Consider the following 17,083-nt stretch of genomic DNA (forward strand, 5'->3'; position numbering starts at 1 on the left):
ACGGAGCCGATCTAGACGGAGCCCACCGGGACGGAGCCCACCGCGAGCGGGTGCCAGGTCCGGAACCGGCCCGGTCGCAGCGCCGAGCAGGTCAACCGCCGGGGCTCGGCGGACAGCCGGCTCTCCAGCAGGACCGGCACGTCGCCGTCGGGACCGGTGAGCACGACCGCCCAGCGCTCGGTGCCCTCGGCGGCGTCGGGCACCGACCGCACCGCGGTCACCGGCAGGTCGGCCACGCCCACGAGCCCGAGCTCGACCCGGGCGAACTGCTGGGCGGCCTGCGCGACGGGGGTGAGCCCGGCGCGGCCGCGCAGCATGCCGAGCACGACCTCGCCGCGGCCGTGCGCCTCGACCAGCCCACCGCCGTCCTCGGGCACCTGCCCGTAGAGGTGGCCGGTGGGCAGCGCCAGCACGTTGGCGGCGAACCGGTCCCCGCCGAGGTGGCTGGTCTCCCACACGTCGCCGGCGAGCGAGCGGGCCAGCGGGCGCCCGCGGACCGCGCAGCAGGCGTCGTGCCCGCCGTGCGTGCAGACCAGGAAGGTCGGGCCGTCGGACTGCACGCCGACCGACCCGTCCAGCGGGACGTCGAGCAGCTCGGCGTCGGTGGCGCGGGTGGACCACCGGACCCACGGGGCGAGGACGTCGGCCACCGCCCACCGGCCGCCGGAGTCGGCCAGCCGCTCACCGGGCCGGCGGACCATCTGGATGCGCAGCCCGGCCTCTCGGGCGCGCTGGGCGAGCCGGGGCGCCACGTCGGCGTCGAACCGGGACTGCAGCAGCGCGTCGCGCCCCCACGGCCCGGGCTGCTCGACCAGCAGCCACCGGCGCGCGGGCGGCGCGGTCGCCACGGGGGAGTCCCCGGCCAGCAGCGCCTGCACCGAGCAGCGGCCGGCGTCGAGCCGGCCCGACGGGTAGGTGCGCGGGTCGGGGTCCTGGCAGAAGGGGTCCTCCGGTGCCGTCTCAGGCACCTGTTCCGCGCTCATCCCCTCCATGGTGCACAGGCTGCGCGTCCGGGACCACCGCCACCGACTCGACGACCAGCCGGCGGGCCAGCTCGCACTGCTCGGCGGCGGGCAGGCCGGGCAGGTCGCCGACCTTCAGCTCGCCGGCGGCCAGCAGCTCGGCCAGGGCCGGCCGCTGCGCCGCGGGGAACGTGCGGTGCTGCCGGCCGGCGACCAGGACGACCTCGTCGCCCACGACGTCGCGCAGCTGCAGCCGCAGCCGCGGGCGCACCCGGAGCACGGTGTCGGTGGTCAGCGCGGCGGCCGCGGTCGCCTGGGCCAGCGGGGCCACCGGCTCGGGGCGCACCTGCGCCCAGGTCCGGGAGCGCAGCCGGTCGGCCACCGCCGCCGGGTCCACCCGGTCCAGGGCGGCGTGCAGCCCGGCGAGCACCGCGGCGACGTCCTCGGTCGTGGTGCCGGGTGCGGTCAGGTCGACGCCCAGCGGCAGCGAGGTGCGCAGGGCGGGGTCGTCGGTGGCCAGCGTCCGGACCAGGTCCAGCGCGGACTCCACCGCGCCCCACCGGGTGACGTTGTGCACGCCGATGGTCAGGTGGGCGCTGATCTCGCCCAGCGCGACGGCGGAGTGCAGGTAGCCCCGGGGCAGGTAGAGCGCGTCGCCGGGGCGCAGCACGGCGTCGATGACCGGCGCCTCCTGCGCGCGGGCGGCGACGGCCTCGGCCCGGTCGCCCCACGGCTGGGTGCGCAGCGGGTCGGCCAGCACCGGCTCGTGGATGGTCCAGTGCTTCTCGCCGGCCACCTGCAGCACGAAGACGTCGTGCACGTCGTAGTGCGGGGAGAACCCGCGCGAGGACGGCGGGGTGATGTAGGCGTTGACCTGGGTGGGGTGGCCGAGCTCGGCGGCCAGCGCGTCGGCGAAGGCGATCAGCGGCGGCCAGAGCCGGTGCAGGCCCTGCAGGACGACGGTCGAGCCCTCGCTGAACAGCCGGAGCACGGAGTCCGAGGACACCTGGTCGGCCACCTCGGCACCGGCCCCGCCGGAGCCGGTGAACCGCCGGGGCTCCACGACGGCGCCGTCCTTGGCGATCCGGAGGAAGGGGGTGCGCAGGCCGCGGACGGAGAGCAGCTCGTCGACGTCGGCCAGCGTCAGCAGGTCGGAGAAGTCACGCCCCAGGTCGGCGGCGCTGGTCAGCAGGGGACGGCGGGACCAGTACGCCGCGGCGAAGACGTCGGGGTCCACGCCCACGCAGCGCCGCAGGGCCGGGCGGAGGGTGTCCTCCGCCCGGCCCTGCGAGGTCGGGATGGTGCTCAGGCCGACCCGTCCGCGCCACCGTCGGACTGGCCCGGGGTGCCCTCGCCGGCGCCGCTGTCCGCGGGGCCCTCGGCGCCGCCGTCGGCACCCCCGTCGGACTGACCCGGGGTGCCCTCGCCGGCACCGCTGTCCGCGGGGCCCTCGGCGCCGCCGTCGGCACCGCCGTCGTGCTGGCCCGGGGTGCCCTCGCCGGCGCCGCTGTCCGCGGGGCCCTCGGTGCTGGTCATGTCGTCGTCATCGAACGCCACGATTCCTCCATCAGCTCGTCGTGCGACCGCCGGTCGGCGGTCTCGTCGCTGCAGTACCGCGAAGATCGTCGGGCTACACATCCGGTTCGGATCCCCCGGGTCCCGGGTAGCTGGCGCCGGTGACCGCCATCGAGCGGCCGGGTGAAAGCATCGCCCGGACCGCCGCCGCACTGACCCGCCTGCTCGACGACGGGTGGTCCCCGCCGCTGCCGGGGGCAGGCCGCACCGCGCAGCGCTGGGCCGCCCTCCGCGACCTCGGCGAGCGGGACCTGCCGCTGGCCCGGTTGGCCGAGGGCCACGCCGACGCCGTCGCGATCCTCGCCGAGCTGGGCTGCCCCGCACCGGCCGCGGGGGAGCGGCTGGGGGTCTGGGCCGCCGAGCCCCCGGCCGGCCGGGTCGAGGCCCGCCGCACGGACGGCGGGTGGGTGCTGACCGGCACCAAGCAGTGGTGCTCCGGGGCTCGCTCGTGCACCTCGGCGCTGGTCACCGCGCACGCCGAGGACGGCCGACGGCTGTTCCTGGTCGACCTGACCGCGCCCGGCGCGACGCCGCGCCCGGGCCGCTGGGCGACCCCGGCCATGGTCGGCAGCGACACCGCCGACGTCGAGCTCGACGACGTCCCCGCCGCCGCGCTCGGCGGGCCGCGGGCCTACCTGGACCGGCCGGGGTTCTGGCACGGCGGCATCGGGGTCGCCGCGGTCTGGGCCGGCGGCGCGCACGGGGTCGCCGCGCCGTTGGCCGAGGCGGTCGCGGCCGGCGCCGACCCGCACCGGGACGCGGCCTGGGGGCAGGTGGACGTCGCCCTGCACGCGGTGGACGCCGCCCTGGCCGTCGCCGCCGCCGAGGTGGACGCCGACCCCGCCGACCGGGCGGGCACCGCCGCGCTCCGGGCGCACCGGGTCCGCGGGCTGGCCGCCCGCACCGGGCTGGAGGTGCTGGCCGTGGTCGGGCGGGCCCTGGGTGCCGGTCCGGCCGCCCACGACGGACCCCGGGCGGCGCACCGCGCCGACCTCGAGGTCTACCTGCGCCAGCACCACGGCGACCGCGACCTGGCGGCCCTCGCCGAGCCCCTGCGGGCGGCCCGGTGAGCGCGCCCGCGGCCGGCCACCGGCCCGACGCCACCTCCGAGGAGACCTGGGCCGCCTGGCTGCCGCAACCCTGGCCCGGCTGGGTCCCCGACCCGACCTGGCGCCGGGTGGTGGTCTGCGCGGCGCACCCCGACGACGAGGTGCTCGGCGTCGGCGGCACGATGGCCCTGCTCGCCGGGGCCGGCGTGCAGCTGCACCTCGTGGCGGTGACCGACGGCGAGGCCAGCCACCCCGGCAACCCGGTGCTCGGCCCGGCCGAGCTCGCCGCGGCCCGGGTGGCGGAGTCCGCGTGTGCGTCGGCCGCCCTGGGGGCCGGGGCCACCACCACCCGCCTCGGCCTGCCCGACTCCGCCGTCGCCGCGCACGAGGACGAGCTGGCCCTCGCGCTGGGGGCGCAGCTGGCAGGTGCGGACGCCGTCCTCACCACCTGGACCGGCGACGGCCACCCCGACCACGAGGCGGTGGGCCGCGCGACCCTCGCCGCGGCCGCCCGGCTCGGCGTCCCGGTCCTGCAGTACCCGGTCTGGACCTGGCACTGGGCGGTCCCCGACGACCCGCGGGTGCCGTGGCACCGGGCGCAGGCGGTCCCGCTGCCGCCGTCGGTCCGCGCCGCCAAGCAGGCCGCGATCGCCTGCTTCACCACCCAGGTGCACCCGCTGGGGCCCGACCCCGCGGTGCTGCCGCCGGAGTTCCTGGCCCACGCCGACCGCGACCACGAGGTGCTCTGGTGACCCTGCCGCCGTCCTACTTCGACCAGATGTACCGCGCCGCGGACGATCCGTGGTCGATGCGCAGCCGCTGGTACGAGCGGCGCAAGTACGCCCTGACCACGGCCGTGCTGCCCCGCGAGCGGTACCCCGAGGGGCTCGAGGTCGGCTGCTCGGTCGGGGAGCTGACCGCCGCGCTCGCCCCGCGCTGCGACCGGCTGACCGCCTGGGACGCCAGCGCCGCCGCGGTCGCCCGCGCCGCGCAGCGCAACCCCGGCGTGCAGGTGGAGCAGCGGGTGGTGCCCGGCGACCCGCTGCCCCCGGTCGACCTGCTGGTGCTCTCCGAGGTCCTCTACTACCTGTCCCCGCCCGACCTGGCCGGCCTGCTGGACCAGGTGCAGACGGCGGTGCGCCCCGGCGGGACGCTGCTGGCCGTGCACTGGCGGCACCCGGTGGCCGACTACCCGCAGACCGGGGACGCCGTCCACGCCGCCCTGCGCGCCGCCCTGGACTGGCCGCGCGTGGCCGCGCACGAGGAGCCGGACCTGCTCATGGACTGCTGGGTCCGGGCCCCGGCCGGCGACGTGCGCGCGGCGTCGGTCGCGGCCGCGGAGGACCTCTGGTGATCCCCGAGCTGCTGGGCGTCGTGGTGCCGGCGCGGGACGAGGCCGGCGTGCTGCCCGCCTGCCTGGCCGCGCTCGCCGTGGCCGCGGCCGACCCCGAGCTGGCCGGCGTCGCCGTCCGGGTGGTCGTGGTGGCCCACCGGTGCACCGACGCGACCGCGGCGGTGGCGGCCGCCGCCGGCGCGGTGGTGGTCGAGGCCCACGGCGAGACGGTGGGCGACGCGCGGCACGCCGGTTCGCTTGCGGTGCTGGCCGAGGCGGCCGCGGCCGGGGTGCCCCCGCACCGGGTCTGGCTGGCCAGCACCGACGCCGACAGCGTGGTGCCCGCGGGCTGGCTCGCCCTGCAGCGGGCGGCCGCCGAGTCGGGGGTGGACGCCGTCCTCGGGCTGGTGCAGGTCCGGGACTGGACCGGCCACCCGCCGCACGTCGCCGCGGCCTTCGCGCAGGAGTACGACCGGTGGCGCGCCGACGGCCCCGGCGCGGTGCACCCGCACGTGCACGGGGCCAACCTGGGTGTTCGGGGCGATGCGTACCTGGCCGTCGGCGGCTTCCCGCCGCTGGCGGTCTCCGAGGACGCCGCCCTGGTCGGTGCCCTGGCCTTGGCCGGCCGCACCGTGCTGCGGACGCCGTCGTCCCCGGTGGTGACCTCGGCCCGGCGGCACCCCCGGGCGCGCGGCGGGTTCGGCACCGACCTGGACCGGCTGGCGGGGGAGTGACCGGCTAGGCTGTCGAACACGTGTTCGACGTCGATGGGGTGGTGGATGGACCGCGCGCGGGGCTGCCGGGTGCTGCACGTGGACATGGACGCCTTCTTCGCCAGCGTCGCCGTCCGCGAGGACCCGTCGCTGGTCGGCCGGCCGGTCATCGTCGGCGGTGCCGGCGGCCGGGGCGTGGTCACCTCGGCCACCTACGAGGCCCGGGCATTCGGCGTGCACAGCGCGATGCCCACCGCGCGGGCGCTGCGGCTGTGCCCGACCGCGGTCGTCGTCCCCGGTGACCTGGCGCTGTTCTCGGAGGTCTCCCGCGGGGTGATGGCGGTGTTCCGGTCGATCACCCCGCTGGTCGAGCCGTTGTCCCTGGACGAGGCGTTCCTCGACGTCTCCGGGGCCGGCCGCCGGCTGGGCGACGCGGTGGCCGTGGCCGAGCTGGTGCGGGCCCGGATCCACGAGGAGCAGGGCATCACCTGCTCGGTCGGGGTGGCGCCCACCAAGTTCGTGGCCAAGGTCGCCTCGACCCGGAGCAAGCCCGACGGCCTGCTCGTCGTGCGGCCGGGCGAGGTGCTGGACTTCCTGCACCCGCTGCCGGTGGGCGCGCTGTGGGGGGTGGGCCCGAAGACCGAGCAGGTGCTGCTGTCGCTGGGGCTGCGGACCGTGGGCGACCTCGCCCGCGCCCCGGCCGGCGCCCTGGAGCGGGCCGTCGGCCAGGGCGCCGGGCGGCACCTGCAGGAGCTGGCCCACGGCCGGGACCCGCGTCGGGTGGTGCCCGACGAGCCGGAGAAGTCCACCGGCGCCGAGGAGACCTTCGGCGTCGACGTGGCCGACCCGGTGCTCATCCACCGCGAGCTGCTGCACCTGTCCGAGCGGGTGGCCGGGCGGCTGCGGTCGGCGGGGTGGCTGGCCCGCACGGTCAGCCTCAAGGTGCGCTTCGCCGACTTCACCACCATCACCCGCTCTCGCACGCTGCCGGTGCCCAGCGACGTGGGCCAGGAGCTCTACGAGACCGCGCGCGGCCTGTTCGACGCCCTCGGCCTGGACCGGGTGCGCATCCGCCTGGTCGGCGTGCGGGCCGAGCGGCTGGCCGACACCGGCACCACCCCCACCCAGCTGGTGCTCGGCGCCCGCGAGCACGGCCGCCGCGACGTCGAGCTGGCCGCCGACCGGGCCGCCCGCCGGTTCGGGGCCGGTGCGGTGCGCCCGGCCACCCTCCTGCACCGGGACGGCGTCACCGGGCGCTCCCGGCCCGCCCCGCGCGTGGAGCGGAGCCGCGGCCGACCCGCCGACCCGCAGGTGTGAAGCCCCCGGGCACCGGGAACGTCCACCCCTGCCGGGGCGTTCACCCGGTGGCGGGGATCCCGGACGGGTGATCCGCACAAGCCATCCCCGTGTCGGGGGGCGACTCGCCTTTCGCACCCCGGCGCGGACTCGTATCCTCAGGTGCACCGCCGGCGACTCGCCACCGGCGGTACCGAAGGTGGACCTCAGGAGGTCGTCGTGCCGCTCTCCGAGCACGAGCAGAAGTTGCTGGAGCAGATCGAGCGCGCGCTCGTCGACGACGACCCGAAGTTCGCTTCCCAGGTCCGTACCGGCGACCGTCGCAAGGCTGCGCGCCGGAAGCTCCAGCTCGGTGCCCTGCTCGTCGTCGTCGGACTCGCCCTCCTCGTGGGCGGTGCGGCGCTGCCGTCCGTCCCGCTGGGTGTGGCCGGGTTCCTGGTCATGCTGGCCGGTGCCGGGCTCGGGGTGCTGAACTACAAGCACGCCACCGGCGCCGTCGAGACGGGCCCCGCGCCCAGCGGACCGGCCAAGGCCGGTGGCCGCGGCGCCGCCAAGGCCCGCAAGCAGCCGCTGAAGGACCGTCTGGAAGAGCGCTTCCGCCGCCGCTACGACCAGTAGCCGCCCGCGGCCCAGCCGCACGCACGACGAGGACCCGCTCCCCGAGGGAGCGGGTCCTCGTCGTCGTCCCACCTCACCGCCCCCGGTTCGGGCCGGGGGTGGAGGTCAGGCGGGGGTGGGGCGGGCGCCGGGGCGGTGGGCGGCCAGCCAGTCCCGCGCGTCGGCCACGGTGCTGGCCGGCAGCAGCCGGGCCACGACCCGGGAGCGGAGGTCGGCGGACCGGCGCAGCGCGCGGCTGACCTCGCCGGCCGGGCCGACCAGGTCCGCGGCCTCGGCGCCCGTGGACGGCGCGTAGACCTCCCGCTGCAGGGCGAGGGACAGGGTGCGGACGGCCGGCGCGGTGTCCGCGCCCACCCGCTCGACCAGGTCGTCGGCCAGCTGCCGCGGGGTGCCGGTCGTGCGCACCGGGACGCCGAGGTCCACCGCGACGGCCAGCAGCTCGTCCCACACCGCGCCCGGCGCACCGGTGGCCAGCCGTCGACGGCGCTGGGCGGCCCGGGCCAGGGCCGGCACCGCCAGCAGCGCGAGCACACCCGCCGATCCGCCGCCCCACGCTGCGACGGACCCCCAGGGCACCCCGGTCGCGATGGTCGGGCCGATCTCGGGGGTGGCGGTGTCGTCCCGGTCCAGCTCGGCGCTCGGTGCAGCCGGCGCGGTGGTCGGCGAGGCTGCGCCCGCCGAGGCCTCCGCCGCCGCGTCGTCGGCGCGTGGGGCCCACGGCAGGTCCACGGCCCGGTCCGCAGCGATCGGGGTGGGGTCGAAGGGGAGCCAGCCCAGCCCGTCGTAGAACACCTCCACCCAGGCGTGGGCGTCCAACGTGGTGACCAGCCGGCTGCCGTCGGCCTGCAGCTGGCCGGGGGTGTAACCCAGCACCACTCGAGCCGGTACCCCGGCCGCCCGGACGAGGACGGCCATCGAACCGGCGTACTGCTCGCAGTAGCCCCGGCGTAGCGCGAGGAAGTCGGCCAGGTCGTCACCGGTGGTACCCGGCGTCGTGCTCAGGCTGTAGACGAACCCGTTGGCGCGGTCGGTGAGGAAGTCGAAGATCGCGCGAACCCGCTCGTCCGGTGACTGCCCGGAGTTGGTCAGCTCCTCGACCAGGTCGCGCACCCGCTGGTCGAGCTCGGGCAGGGCGGTGAAGGTCTGCTGCACCGGGTCGTCGGCCGGCAGGGCCGGGCTGGCCGCCATCTGCTCGACGGTAGGACGGGCCTCCTGGGCCACCTCCTCCCAGGTCAGCCCGTCGGTCCGCGCGTCGTCCCGGCCGAAGACCGTGCCGCTCTCCGGGTCCACCCGCCACTCGCCGTCGTCGGCGCCCTGGACGGTCACCTGCTGCGCGGAGGAGAACAGCGGCAGGAAGCGGTCGTCGTGCTCCAGCGCGGTGATCCGGGCCCGCACCTCCCGCTCGGGCACGCCGGGCGCCAGCGGCACCAGGTCGTCGGAGTCGTCGGTGGACTCGGTGCCGTCGAGGTTCCCGATGCTCCAGCCGTCGTCGGAGTACTGGTCCAGCGTCACCGCGCGCAGGTACGAGGGGTCGGCCACGTCGGTCTCGACGCGGAGCAGGTCGATCGGGTCGGGCTGGGTCAGCTGCCCGCGCAGCGCGGCCTGCGGGTCCAGCGACGTCCCGGTGCTGGAGATGCCCGGTCCCCGCCCGGTGCCGAGCCCCGCGGCGAAGGAGCCCTCGGCCAGGGTGGGCACCAGCACCGGCAGCAGGATGCCCGCCAGCACGGCCACCGCCCCGGTGCGCACGGCCGGCAGCACCCCGGTGCCGCCGAAGGCGCCGGGCCCCGAGCGCTGCCGCCCGGACAGCCGCAGCCGCTGGTCGGCCCACAGCAGCACAGCCAGGCCCAGGGCCGGGCCGAGGAAGACCAGCAGCGAGACGTCGCCGGTGGTGGTCGCCACCGGTACGCAGCACAGCACGAGCAGCGCCAGCCCGCCGGCGGCCGGCTGCCGGGCGCCGACGGCGACCAGGTCCACCACCAGGGTCAGGACGCCGACCAGCACCGCGGTCAGCGCGACCAGGCCGTCCAGCGCGATCGCCGGGGTGACCTGCTCGCGGATCTCGGAGAACCCCGAGCCCAGCACGGCGAGCAGGTCGGCGGTGCTCCCCGGGGTCGGCAGCACCCCGACCAGCGCCCGCCCGGGGGTGAAGACCGCGGTGAGCACGGTCAGGAACACCACGACCTGGACGACGGGGACGGCGAGCCCGCCCAGCACGGTGTCCGACCGGCCCCGGCGCTCGACCAGCAGCCGCACGAGCGCGCCGGACACCGTGATCGCCAGCACGACGAGGACCACCGGGGGGAACCACCCGGCGGTGAGGAAGACCGGGGTGAGGGTGAGGGAGCCCAGCACCATCGCCGTGGCCACCGCGGCCGCGGTGCCCCAGCGCGCCCCGCTCACGCCGGCACCGCCCGGCCGGGCGCGGCCTCGGTGGTCGAGCTGCCCAGCCGGGCCCACGCCGTCTCGACCGCGTCCTGCGGCCCCGCGGTCACCACCCGCCAGCCGGCGGCCCGCAGCGCCGCGGCGGCCTGCTGCTGCCGGTCGGTCAGCTCCCGCGCGGCCTCCGGGGCCAGTGTGTGCCGGCGTCCGGCGCGGGTGGGTGCGGCGCGCCAGGCGGCCACGTCGACCAGGACGGCGACGTCCGTGCCGGGGCCCGACCGCGCCCGGACGAGCGCGGCGACGTCGGCCGGCCCGACGGCGCCCAGCAGGCAGACCAGCGGACCGCTGTCGGCGCCGCGGCGCAGGGCCTGCAGCCCGGCGTCCAGTTCCGTGGCCCGCGAGGCGGAGACGGTGGCCAGCCGCTCGGCCAGCCCGGGCCGGTCCAGCGCGGTGCCGGTGACCACCTCGCCGACGTCGGTGAGCACGCGCAGGTCGGCGCCCCGGGCGAGCAGGTGGTCGCCGATGCTGGCGGCGGCCTCCACCACCCACTCCAGGGTGTCCGGCGGGGGCGCGGGGTCCCCGTCGGGTCCGGCGGCGGTGGTGCCCAGCACGTGGGCCCGCTCGCGGGTGTCCACGAGCAGGGTGGCCGAGGACCGCCAGGGCTTCTCCTCGAGCCGGACCATCAGCTCACCGGTGCGCGCGGTCGCCCGCCAGTGCACCTTGCGCAGGTCGTCCCCGCGCCGGTACTCGCGCACGCTGACGTCGTCCTCGCCGTGCACGGCCAGCGACCGCCGGGCGCCGGCCGCGCCGCCCCCGGCGCCGCCGGACAGCGCCAGGGGGCCCAGCGGGCGGACCCGCGGCACGACCAGCAGCGTGGCGGTGTCCGTGCCCGAGGTGGTGCGCAGCACCAGGCCGAACGGGTCGACCAGCCGCAGCCGGAGCGGGCCGAGCGGGACCCGGCCGCGCCGGACGCCGTGCACCGGGTACCGCAGCGCCGCGGTCGCCCCGCTGGGCAGGCGCTCGACCAGGAAGCGGGGCCGGGGGCCGAGCTCGGCGGGCAGCTGCTCGGACATCGCCCACAGGCCACCGGGGCGGCGGTCGGTGTTGGTGACCTCGAGCAGCACCTCGGCGTCCTGGCCGCGGGGCAGCCGGGCGGGGGAGACGGTGCGGCGGGAGGCCAGCCGGAACCGGGCGCGGACGACGCCGACGGCGGCCAGCGCCGGCAGGGTGAGCACGAACAGCGCCACCTGGACCAGCGTCCGCTCACCCAGCAGCGCGCCCAGCAGCACCAGCGTCACCCCGGCGGCGACCAGGCAGCCGCCGCGCAGGGTCAGGCTCGAGGTGAGCTCGGCCAACCGGCCGCGGCGCCTGGCCACGCCTCAGCGCCGGCGGGGGACCGGGACGGCGGCCAGCAGGTCGCCGACCACCCGCTCGGGGGTGCGGCGGGCCAGCGAGGCGTCCGGGGTGAGCAGCAGCCGGTGTGCGAGCACGGGGGAGGCCATCTCCTGCACGTCGTCGGGCAGCACGTGGTCCCGGCCGGCGAGGGCCGCGGCCGCGCGGGCCGAGCGGAGCAGCTGCAGGCCGGCCCGCGGGGAGGCGCCCAGCCGCAGGTCCGGGCTACGCCGGCTGGCCTCGACCAGCGACACGACGTACCGGCGCAGGGACTCGGCCACGTGCACCCGGGTGACGGCGTCGACCATCGCCCGGACGCCGGCCGCGTCGGCGACCGGCTCCAGCCGGGTGAGCGGGTCGACGGTGCCGCGGTCGTCGAGCATGGCCAGCTCGGCCTCGCGGTCGGGGTAGCCCATCGACACCCGCGCGGTGAACCGGTCGCGCTGGGCCTCGGGCAGCGGGTAGGTGCCCTCCATCTCCAGCGGGTTCTGGGTGGCCAGCACCATGAAGGGCCGGGCCAGCTCGTAGGTCACGCCGTCCACGGTGACCTGGCGCTCCTCCATGCACTCCAGCAGCGCCGACTGGGTCTTGGGGGAGGCCCGGTTGATCTCGTCGGCCACCACCAGGTTGGCGAACACCGCGCCGGGCCGGAACTCGAAGGTGCGCGACTCCTGGTCGAACACCGCCACGCCGGTGATGTCGCTGGGCAGCAGGTCGGGCGTGAACTGGATGCGCCGGACCTCGGAGTCGATCGACTTGGCCATCGCCTTGGCCAGGGTGGTCTTGCCGACCCCGGGCACGTCCTCGATGAGCAGGTGCCCCTCGGCCAGCAGCACCACCAGGGCCAGCCGGACGACGTCGGGCTTGCCGACGACCACGGTGCCCATCGCGGCGGCGATCCGGGCCCCCTCGGCCTGCACGTCGACCTCGGCCGCCGGACCACCGTGCCGCGCCCCGCCCGACGCGCCCAGCGCTGTCGCCTCCGTCACCCCCGCCACGGTACGTGCCCCGACCCGCCCGGTGCCGCGGTCCGAGCCCGCCCCGGTCGGTGACCCCGGCCCCCACCCGGCACGCGGGGCCTCCCTGTGCCGGGAGGCCCACGGGATCGGCCGGATCCGGGGCCCTCTGGACGGTCGGGGAGGGCGAGTCACTCCTGTCACAGACCCCTACCGGTGGGGGTCGGTGGGGGAAAAGGGGACACGGGGTGCGAAGTGGTGTCCAGTGGGGGCCAGTGGGTTACTGTGGCGCTCGATGGGGAGGCAGGGCCTACAGGGGGACCTGCGAGGCCCCCGGGAAGAGCGGGTGGGGGTGGTGGACCGGTGTTCCTCGGCAGCCACGCCCTGCGGCTCGACGAGAAGGGCCGCCTGGCCCTCCCGGTGCGCTTCCGCGAGCTCGCCTCGGGCGGCGTCGTGCTGACCAAGGGCCAGGAGCGCTGCGTCTACGGCCTGACCCACGAGCGCGTCGCCGAGGTCCAGCGGGCCCGCGCGGCCGCCATGGCCGCCGACACCTCCAAGGCCCGGGCGGTCAACCGTCTCGGCTTCGGCTCGATGGTCGAGCTGGAGCCCGACAAGGCCGGCCGCATCACCCTCCCGGCGCTGCTGCGCGACTACGCCGGTCTCGACCGCGACGTCGTCGTGGTCGGTGTCGACACCCGGTTCGAGATCTGGGACGCCACCGCCTGGGACGCCTACGTCGCCGAGCAGGAGGCCGCCTACGCGGAGAGCGAGAGCGAGGGGATGCCGACCCTGTCCTGAGCCCCCGGCGCCCCACGGCGCCCCGCCCCACCCACCGCGCTCCACCGACACCCACCCGCCTCCAGCCCGAGCCCACTTCCCCGGGGCTCGGACCACCGGACCCGCCAGCCGACTTCCCCGCGGCTGGACCCGGCCGAGACGGACCGCACGACCGCACAGCACCACCGCACACGAGAACCGCACAGCACGACCTGCTCCCTGACCCGAGCAGCAGCCGCACCCGATGCGGGGCCCGTGCCGGTGACCTTCCCCGTCGCCGGACGGGCCCCGCGGTGGGGCGGGCCGCACCACCGACCGACGCACCGGGCGCGACGCCCCGGACCCCTCCGCACCACCCGGACCCGGGCACCCTCCGGCCCGCCGACGTCCCACCAGCACCACGAGCCACACCCGCACCGCCTCGACCTGCAGCGGTCGAGGAGAACCGAGTGGAGATCGGCCGGGACCGGCCGAGAACCCCAGAGCACGCACCACCAGCGCACCGACGACGTCCCACGGCCGAGACGACGCCCCGCAGCACGGACCGCACCTGGAGGACCCGATGAGCGCAGACGAGCAGCCAGCGCTGCACGTCCCCGTGCTGCTCGACCGGGTCACCGAGCTCCTCGGCCCGGCCTGCGCCGCCGAGGGCGCCGTGCTGGTCGACTGCACCCTCGGGCTGGCCGGGCACTCCCTGGCCATGCTCGACGCTCACCCCGGTCTCCGGCTGGTCGGCCTGGACCGCGACCCCGACGCCCGCGCCGAGGCCGCCGCCCGGATCGCCGCCGCCGGCCACACCGACCGGGTCACCCTGGTCCCCGCCGTCTTCGACGAGCTGCCCGACGTGCTGGCCGACCTCGGCATCGACGAGGTCCAGGGCATCCTGTTCGACCTCGGCGTCTCCTCCCTGCAGCTGGACCGGCCCAGCCGCGGCTTCAGCTACGCCACCGACGCACCGCTGGACATGCGGATGGACCCCAGCGGTCCGCGCACCGCGGCCGACGTGGTGAACACCTACTCCCGTGGCGAGCTCACCCGGGTCCTCAAGGTCTACGGCGAGGAGCGCTTCGCCGGCCGGATCGCCGCCGCCATCGAGCGCGAGCGCGCCCGCGAGCCCTTCACCGGCACCGCACGGCTGGCCGAGCTGGTCCGCGACTCCATCCCCGCGGCGACCCGGCGGACCGGCGGCCACCCGGCCAAGCGGTCCTTCCAGGCGCTGCGCATCGAGGTCAACGACGAGCTGGGGGTCCTGACCCGGGTGCTCCCGGCCGCGGTCGACGCCCTCGCCGTCGGCGGCCGCGTCGTCGTCATCACCTTCCACTCCCTGGAGGACCGGATCGTGAAGCAGGCCCTGGCGCTCGGCGCCGCCGACGGCACCCCTCCGGGCATGCCGTTCCCGATGCCCGAGCACGCCCCGGTGCTGCGGCTGCTGACCCGCGGCGGCGAGGCCCCGGGCGACGCGGAGACCGCGACCAACCCCCGCGCGGCCTCGGCCCGCGTCCGCGCCGCCGAGCGCGTCCGGCGGGCTGACCGGTGAGCGCCACCGCCCGCGTGCCCACCGGCCCCCTGCGCGACCGGTCCGGAACCCGCACCGGCAGCGCCCGGTCCACCGGCGGCCGCGCCGCCACCGCCCGGACGAGCAGCCCGCGCACCGGCACCACCCGGCGCACCGGGCCGGTGCACGTCCGGCCCCAGCTCCGGCTGGTCACCGCCCCCGTCGGCACCCCCGCCCGCCCCCGCCGGGTGGCCGCCGCGCGCCCCCGCCGGGCACCGTTCGTCGCGCTGCTCGTCGTGCTGATCGCCGGCACCGCGCTGGGTCTGCTCGCGCTGAACACCGCGATCGCGGTGGACTCGCTGCGGGCCTCCCAGCAGCGCGCGGCCAACACCGAGCTCTCCCGGCAGGTCGACCGCCTCGAGCAGCAGGTCACCTCGGCCCGCACCCCGGCCGCCCTCGCCGCCGCGGCCGCCGCGGCCGGGCTGGTGCCGGCCGACACCGCCGGCCACCTCGTGCTCGGCCCCGACGGCACCTCCGTGGTGCGCGGTGCCCCCGTGCCCGCCCCCGAGCCCGAGCCCGCACCCGACCCCGCAGCGGCCCCCGCGCCGGCAGGAGGCTGACCGTGGACCGACGACCCGACCCGAGCCGGCGCCCGGTCCGGACCGGCACCCCCCGCCGTCCGGGCTCGCACGACGCCCTCCGCCCGCGGCGCGAGCCCGGCACCCGGCGCACCCGTGGGCTCTCGCCCGCCGTGCGCACCCGCCGGAACAAGGCCGGTCTGGGCATCCTGGTCGTGCTGCTGGTCGCCGTGGTGACCAAGCTCGTGGTCCTGCAGGGCATCGACGGCAGCGCCTACGCCCAGGCCGCCGAGACCGACCGGATGCGGGTGTTCGACATCGCCGCCATCCGCGGCGCGATCCTCGACCGGGACGGCAACCCGCTGGCCTACACCGTCGAGGCCAGCAAGGTCGTCGCCGACCCGACCATCGTCGAGGACCCGGAGCGGACGGCGCTCGCGCTGACCACCCTGCTCGGCGTCCCCACCTCCCAGCTGACCGAGGACCTCACCGCCGACGGCCGGTACTCCGTGCTCGCCGAGGACGTCGACACCGCCACCAGCGACCGGATCACCGACCTGGCGCTGCCCGGCATCGTGCTCGAGGACGACCCGGTGCGGCTCTACCCCGCCGGCACCGTCGGCGGGCAGGTCGTGGGCTTCGTCGGCCGGGACGGCGACGGCCTGGCCGGCATCGAGCAGCGCTACGACGACGTGCTGGCCGGCACCAACGGCCAGCGCCGGGTCGAGGTGGGCGCCGGCGGCGTCCCCATCCCCGCCGGCATCGACGAGTCCACCCCCGCCGAGGACGGCTCGTCGGTCTCGCTGACCATCGACGAGGACCTGCAGTACACGGTGCAGCAGCGGCTGGACCAGGCCTGCGCCGACGGCGCCACCACCCAGGGGTCCGCCGTCGTCCTGGACGTGCGCACCGGCGAGGTCGTCGCCATGGCCACCTGCCCGGGCTACGACCCGGCGCAGGCCGGCAGCACCGACCCCGAGCTGCTCGGCCTGCCCGCGGTCTCCGACGTCTTCGAGCCCGGCTCGGTGATGAAGGCGGTCACCCTCTCGGCGGCCATCGAGGAGGGCTACGCCACCCCCGACACCGTGCTCACCGTCCCGGGGCACATCCAGGCCGGGGACGTCGTCGTCACCGACGCCCACGACCACGCCCCGGTCGACTGGACGGTCACCGGCATCCTGGCCAAGTCCAGCAACGTCGGCACGATCATGCTGGCCCGCGAGGTCGGGGACGAGCGGCTCGAGGAGTACATGCGGGCCTTCGGCCTGGGCTCCACGACCGGGATCGAGCTGCCCGGCGAGAGCGCCGGCATCCTGCAGGACTCCGCCGACTGGACGGCGTCCCGGGCGGCCAACGTACCGATCGGCCAGGGCGTCTCGGTGACCGCGCTGCAGATGGCGTCGGTCTACCAGACCATCGCCAACGGCGGCGTCCGGATCCCGCCGCGGATCGTCTCCGCGGTCACCGCCCCCGACGGCACCGTGACCTCCGAGCAGCAGCCCGAGGGCACCCGGGTGGTCAGCGAGTCCACCGCCCAGCAGATGGCCTACATGCTCGAGGCCGTGGTCGGCCCCGGCGGCACCGCCCCGCTGGGCGAGGTGGACGGGTTCCGCGTCGCCGGCAAGACCGGCACCGCGCAGCGGGCCAACCCCGAGTGCGGCTGCTACGACGGCGGCGGCTACTTCACCACCTTCGTCGGGTTCGCCCCGGCCGACGCCCCGCAGTACGTCGTCGCCGTCGACCTGGAGCGTCCCTCCAGCGACGCCGAGGGCGGCCAGGTCGCCGCGCCGGTGTTCGCCGACGTCATGCGCTACGTGCTCACCGCCGACGGCGTGGTGCCCTCGGGCACCGCCCGCCCGGACTTCCAGCTGACCGGGACCGCGCCGACGAACTGACCGGCCGACGAACTGATCACCTGCGCTGATCACCGGGTCGATGCCCGGACCCGGCGTGCCCCGCC

General features: G+C 77.4%; 16 protein-coding genes. 10 read left to right on the forward strand and 6 right to left on the reverse strand.

Annotated elements, in window-relative coordinates; translation table 11 throughout:
* Positions 1 to 11: 11 nt before the first annotated feature.
* The 3 genes from UXQ13_RS04170 to UXQ13_RS04180 form a co-directional block, all read right to left on the reverse strand.
* The gene (locus tag UXQ13_RS04170) at positions 12 to 983 is read right to left on the reverse strand and encodes a sucrase ferredoxin (RefSeq protein WP_225231999.1); all 972 of its coding nucleotides are present in this window, start codon (positions 981 to 983) and stop codon (positions 12 to 14) included.
* Positions 961 to 2,199, reverse strand: coding sequence for a cupin domain-containing protein (locus tag UXQ13_RS04175; protein ID WP_225231998.1), 1,239 nt, complete (start codon positions 2,197 to 2,199; stop codon positions 961 to 963). Before UXQ13_RS04175 ends, UXQ13_RS04170 begins: the two co-directional genes overlap by 23 nt.
* A gap of 68 nt (positions 2,200 to 2,267) precedes the next feature.
* Positions 2,268 to 2,519, reverse strand: coding sequence for a BatC protein (locus UXQ13_RS04180; protein ID WP_336391855.1), 252 nt, complete (start codon positions 2,517 to 2,519; stop codon positions 2,268 to 2,270).
* A 119-nt stretch (positions 2,520 to 2,638) separates the two neighbouring features.
* Between UXQ13_RS04180 and UXQ13_RS04185 the strand changes: the two genes are divergently transcribed.
* The 6 genes from UXQ13_RS04185 (at position 2,639) to UXQ13_RS04210 (ending at position 7,546) form a co-directional block, all read left to right on the forward strand.
* Positions 2,639 to 3,607 (forward strand): acyl-CoA dehydrogenase family protein, encoded by a 969-nt coding sequence (locus UXQ13_RS04185; RefSeq protein WP_336391856.1) that lies wholly within the window; start codon positions 2,639 to 2,641, stop codon positions 3,605 to 3,607.
* Positions 3,604 to 4,338 (forward strand): PIG-L deacetylase family protein, encoded by a 735-nt coding sequence (locus UXQ13_RS04190; protein ID WP_225231995.1) that lies wholly within the window; start codon positions 3,604 to 3,606, stop codon positions 4,336 to 4,338. The genes UXQ13_RS04185 and UXQ13_RS04190 overlap by 4 nt, the downstream gene beginning before the upstream one ends.
* Positions 4,335 to 4,940 carry an SAM-dependent methyltransferase gene (locus tag UXQ13_RS04195; protein ID WP_225231994.1) on the forward strand — a complete coding sequence of 202 codons (606 nt, stop codon included), beginning with the start codon at positions 4,335 to 4,337 and terminating at the stop codon, positions 4,938 to 4,940. The genes UXQ13_RS04190 and UXQ13_RS04195 overlap by 4 nt, the downstream gene beginning before the upstream one ends.
* Positions 4,937 to 5,653 (forward strand): glycosyltransferase, encoded by a 717-nt coding sequence (locus UXQ13_RS04200; RefSeq protein WP_225231993.1) that lies wholly within the window; start codon positions 4,937 to 4,939, stop codon positions 5,651 to 5,653. The genes UXQ13_RS04195 and UXQ13_RS04200 overlap by 4 nt, the downstream gene beginning before the upstream one ends.
* Positions 5,654 to 5,698: 45 nt before the next feature.
* Positions 5,699 to 6,949, forward strand: coding sequence for a DNA polymerase IV (dinB, locus tag UXQ13_RS04205; protein ID WP_225231992.1), 1,251 nt, complete (start codon positions 5,699 to 5,701; stop codon positions 6,947 to 6,949).
* Between the two features lie 198 nt (positions 6,950 to 7,147).
* Positions 7,148 to 7,546 carry a DUF3040 domain-containing protein gene (locus UXQ13_RS04210; RefSeq protein WP_225231991.1) on the forward strand — a complete coding sequence of 133 codons (399 nt, stop codon included), beginning with the start codon at positions 7,148 to 7,150 and terminating at the stop codon, positions 7,544 to 7,546.
* Between the two features lie 105 nt (positions 7,547 to 7,651).
* On the opposite strand, the gene UXQ13_RS04215 is transcribed toward UXQ13_RS04210, so the two are convergent.
* The 3 genes from UXQ13_RS04215 to UXQ13_RS04225 are packed head-to-tail and all read right to left on the reverse strand — an operon-like array spanning position 7,652 to position 12,306.
* Positions 7,652 to 9,946: a transglutaminase TgpA family protein gene (locus UXQ13_RS04215; RefSeq protein ID WP_336391857.1), complete on the reverse strand. Its 2,295-nt coding sequence runs from the start codon at positions 9,944 to 9,946 to the stop codon at positions 7,652 to 7,654.
* Positions 9,943 to 11,301: a DUF58 domain-containing protein gene (locus tag UXQ13_RS04220; protein ID WP_225231989.1), complete on the reverse strand. Its 1,359-nt coding sequence runs from the start codon at positions 11,299 to 11,301 to the stop codon at positions 9,943 to 9,945. Before UXQ13_RS04220 ends, UXQ13_RS04215 begins: the two co-directional genes overlap by 4 nt.
* 3 nt (positions 11,302 to 11,304) lie before the next feature.
* Positions 11,305 to 12,306 carry an AAA family ATPase gene (locus UXQ13_RS04225; RefSeq protein ID WP_225231988.1) on the reverse strand — a complete coding sequence of 334 codons (1,002 nt, stop codon included), beginning with the start codon at positions 12,304 to 12,306 and terminating at the stop codon, positions 11,305 to 11,307.
* Between the two features lie 330 nt (positions 12,307 to 12,636).
* Here UXQ13_RS04225 and mraZ point away from each other — a divergent pair, with 330 nt between their 5' ends.
* The 4 genes from mraZ (at position 12,637) to UXQ13_RS04245 (ending at position 17,018) form a co-directional block, all read left to right on the forward strand.
* Positions 12,637 to 13,071 (forward strand): division/cell wall cluster transcriptional repressor MraZ, encoded by a 435-nt coding sequence (gene mraZ / locus UXQ13_RS04230; protein ID WP_336391858.1) that lies wholly within the window; start codon positions 12,637 to 12,639, stop codon positions 13,069 to 13,071.
* 541 nt (positions 13,072 to 13,612) lie between these two features.
* Positions 13,613 to 14,587: a 16S rRNA (cytosine(1402)-N(4))-methyltransferase RsmH gene (gene rsmH, locus UXQ13_RS04235; protein ID WP_225231739.1), complete on the forward strand. Its 975-nt coding sequence runs from the start codon at positions 13,613 to 13,615 to the stop codon at positions 14,585 to 14,587.
* Positions 14,584 to 15,165: a cell division protein FtsL gene (gene ftsL, locus UXQ13_RS04240; protein ID WP_336391859.1), complete on the forward strand. Its 582-nt coding sequence runs from the start codon at positions 14,584 to 14,586 to the stop codon at positions 15,163 to 15,165. Before rsmH ends, ftsL begins: the two co-directional genes overlap by 4 nt.
* Positions 15,166 to 15,167: 2 nt before the next feature.
* Positions 15,168 to 17,018 carry a peptidoglycan D,D-transpeptidase FtsI family protein gene (locus UXQ13_RS04245; protein ID WP_225235986.1) on the forward strand — a complete coding sequence of 617 codons (1,851 nt, stop codon included), beginning with the start codon at positions 15,168 to 15,170 and terminating at the stop codon, positions 17,016 to 17,018.
* The last annotated feature ends 65 nt before the right edge of the window (positions 17,019 to 17,083 follow it).

It is taken from the genome of Klenkia terrae, from assembly GCF_037083865.1.
Classification (GTDB): Bacteria; Actinomycetota; Actinomycetes; order Mycobacteriales; family Geodermatophilaceae; genus Klenkia; species Klenkia terrae.

Bases quoted from the DNA above. Each gene is read 5' to 3' on its own strand.
- UXQ13_RS04170 (WP_225231999.1), bottom strand. From the start codon at position 983: ATGAGCGCGGAACAGGTGCCTGAGACGGCACCGGAGGACCCCTTCTGC.
- dinB (WP_225231992.1), top strand. From the start codon at position 5,699: ATGGACCGCGCGCGGGGCTGCCGGGTGCTGCACGTGGACATGGACGCC.
- rsmH (WP_225231739.1), top strand. From the start codon at position 13,613: ATGAGCGCAGACGAGCAGCCAGCGCTGCACGTCCCCGTGCTGCTCGAC.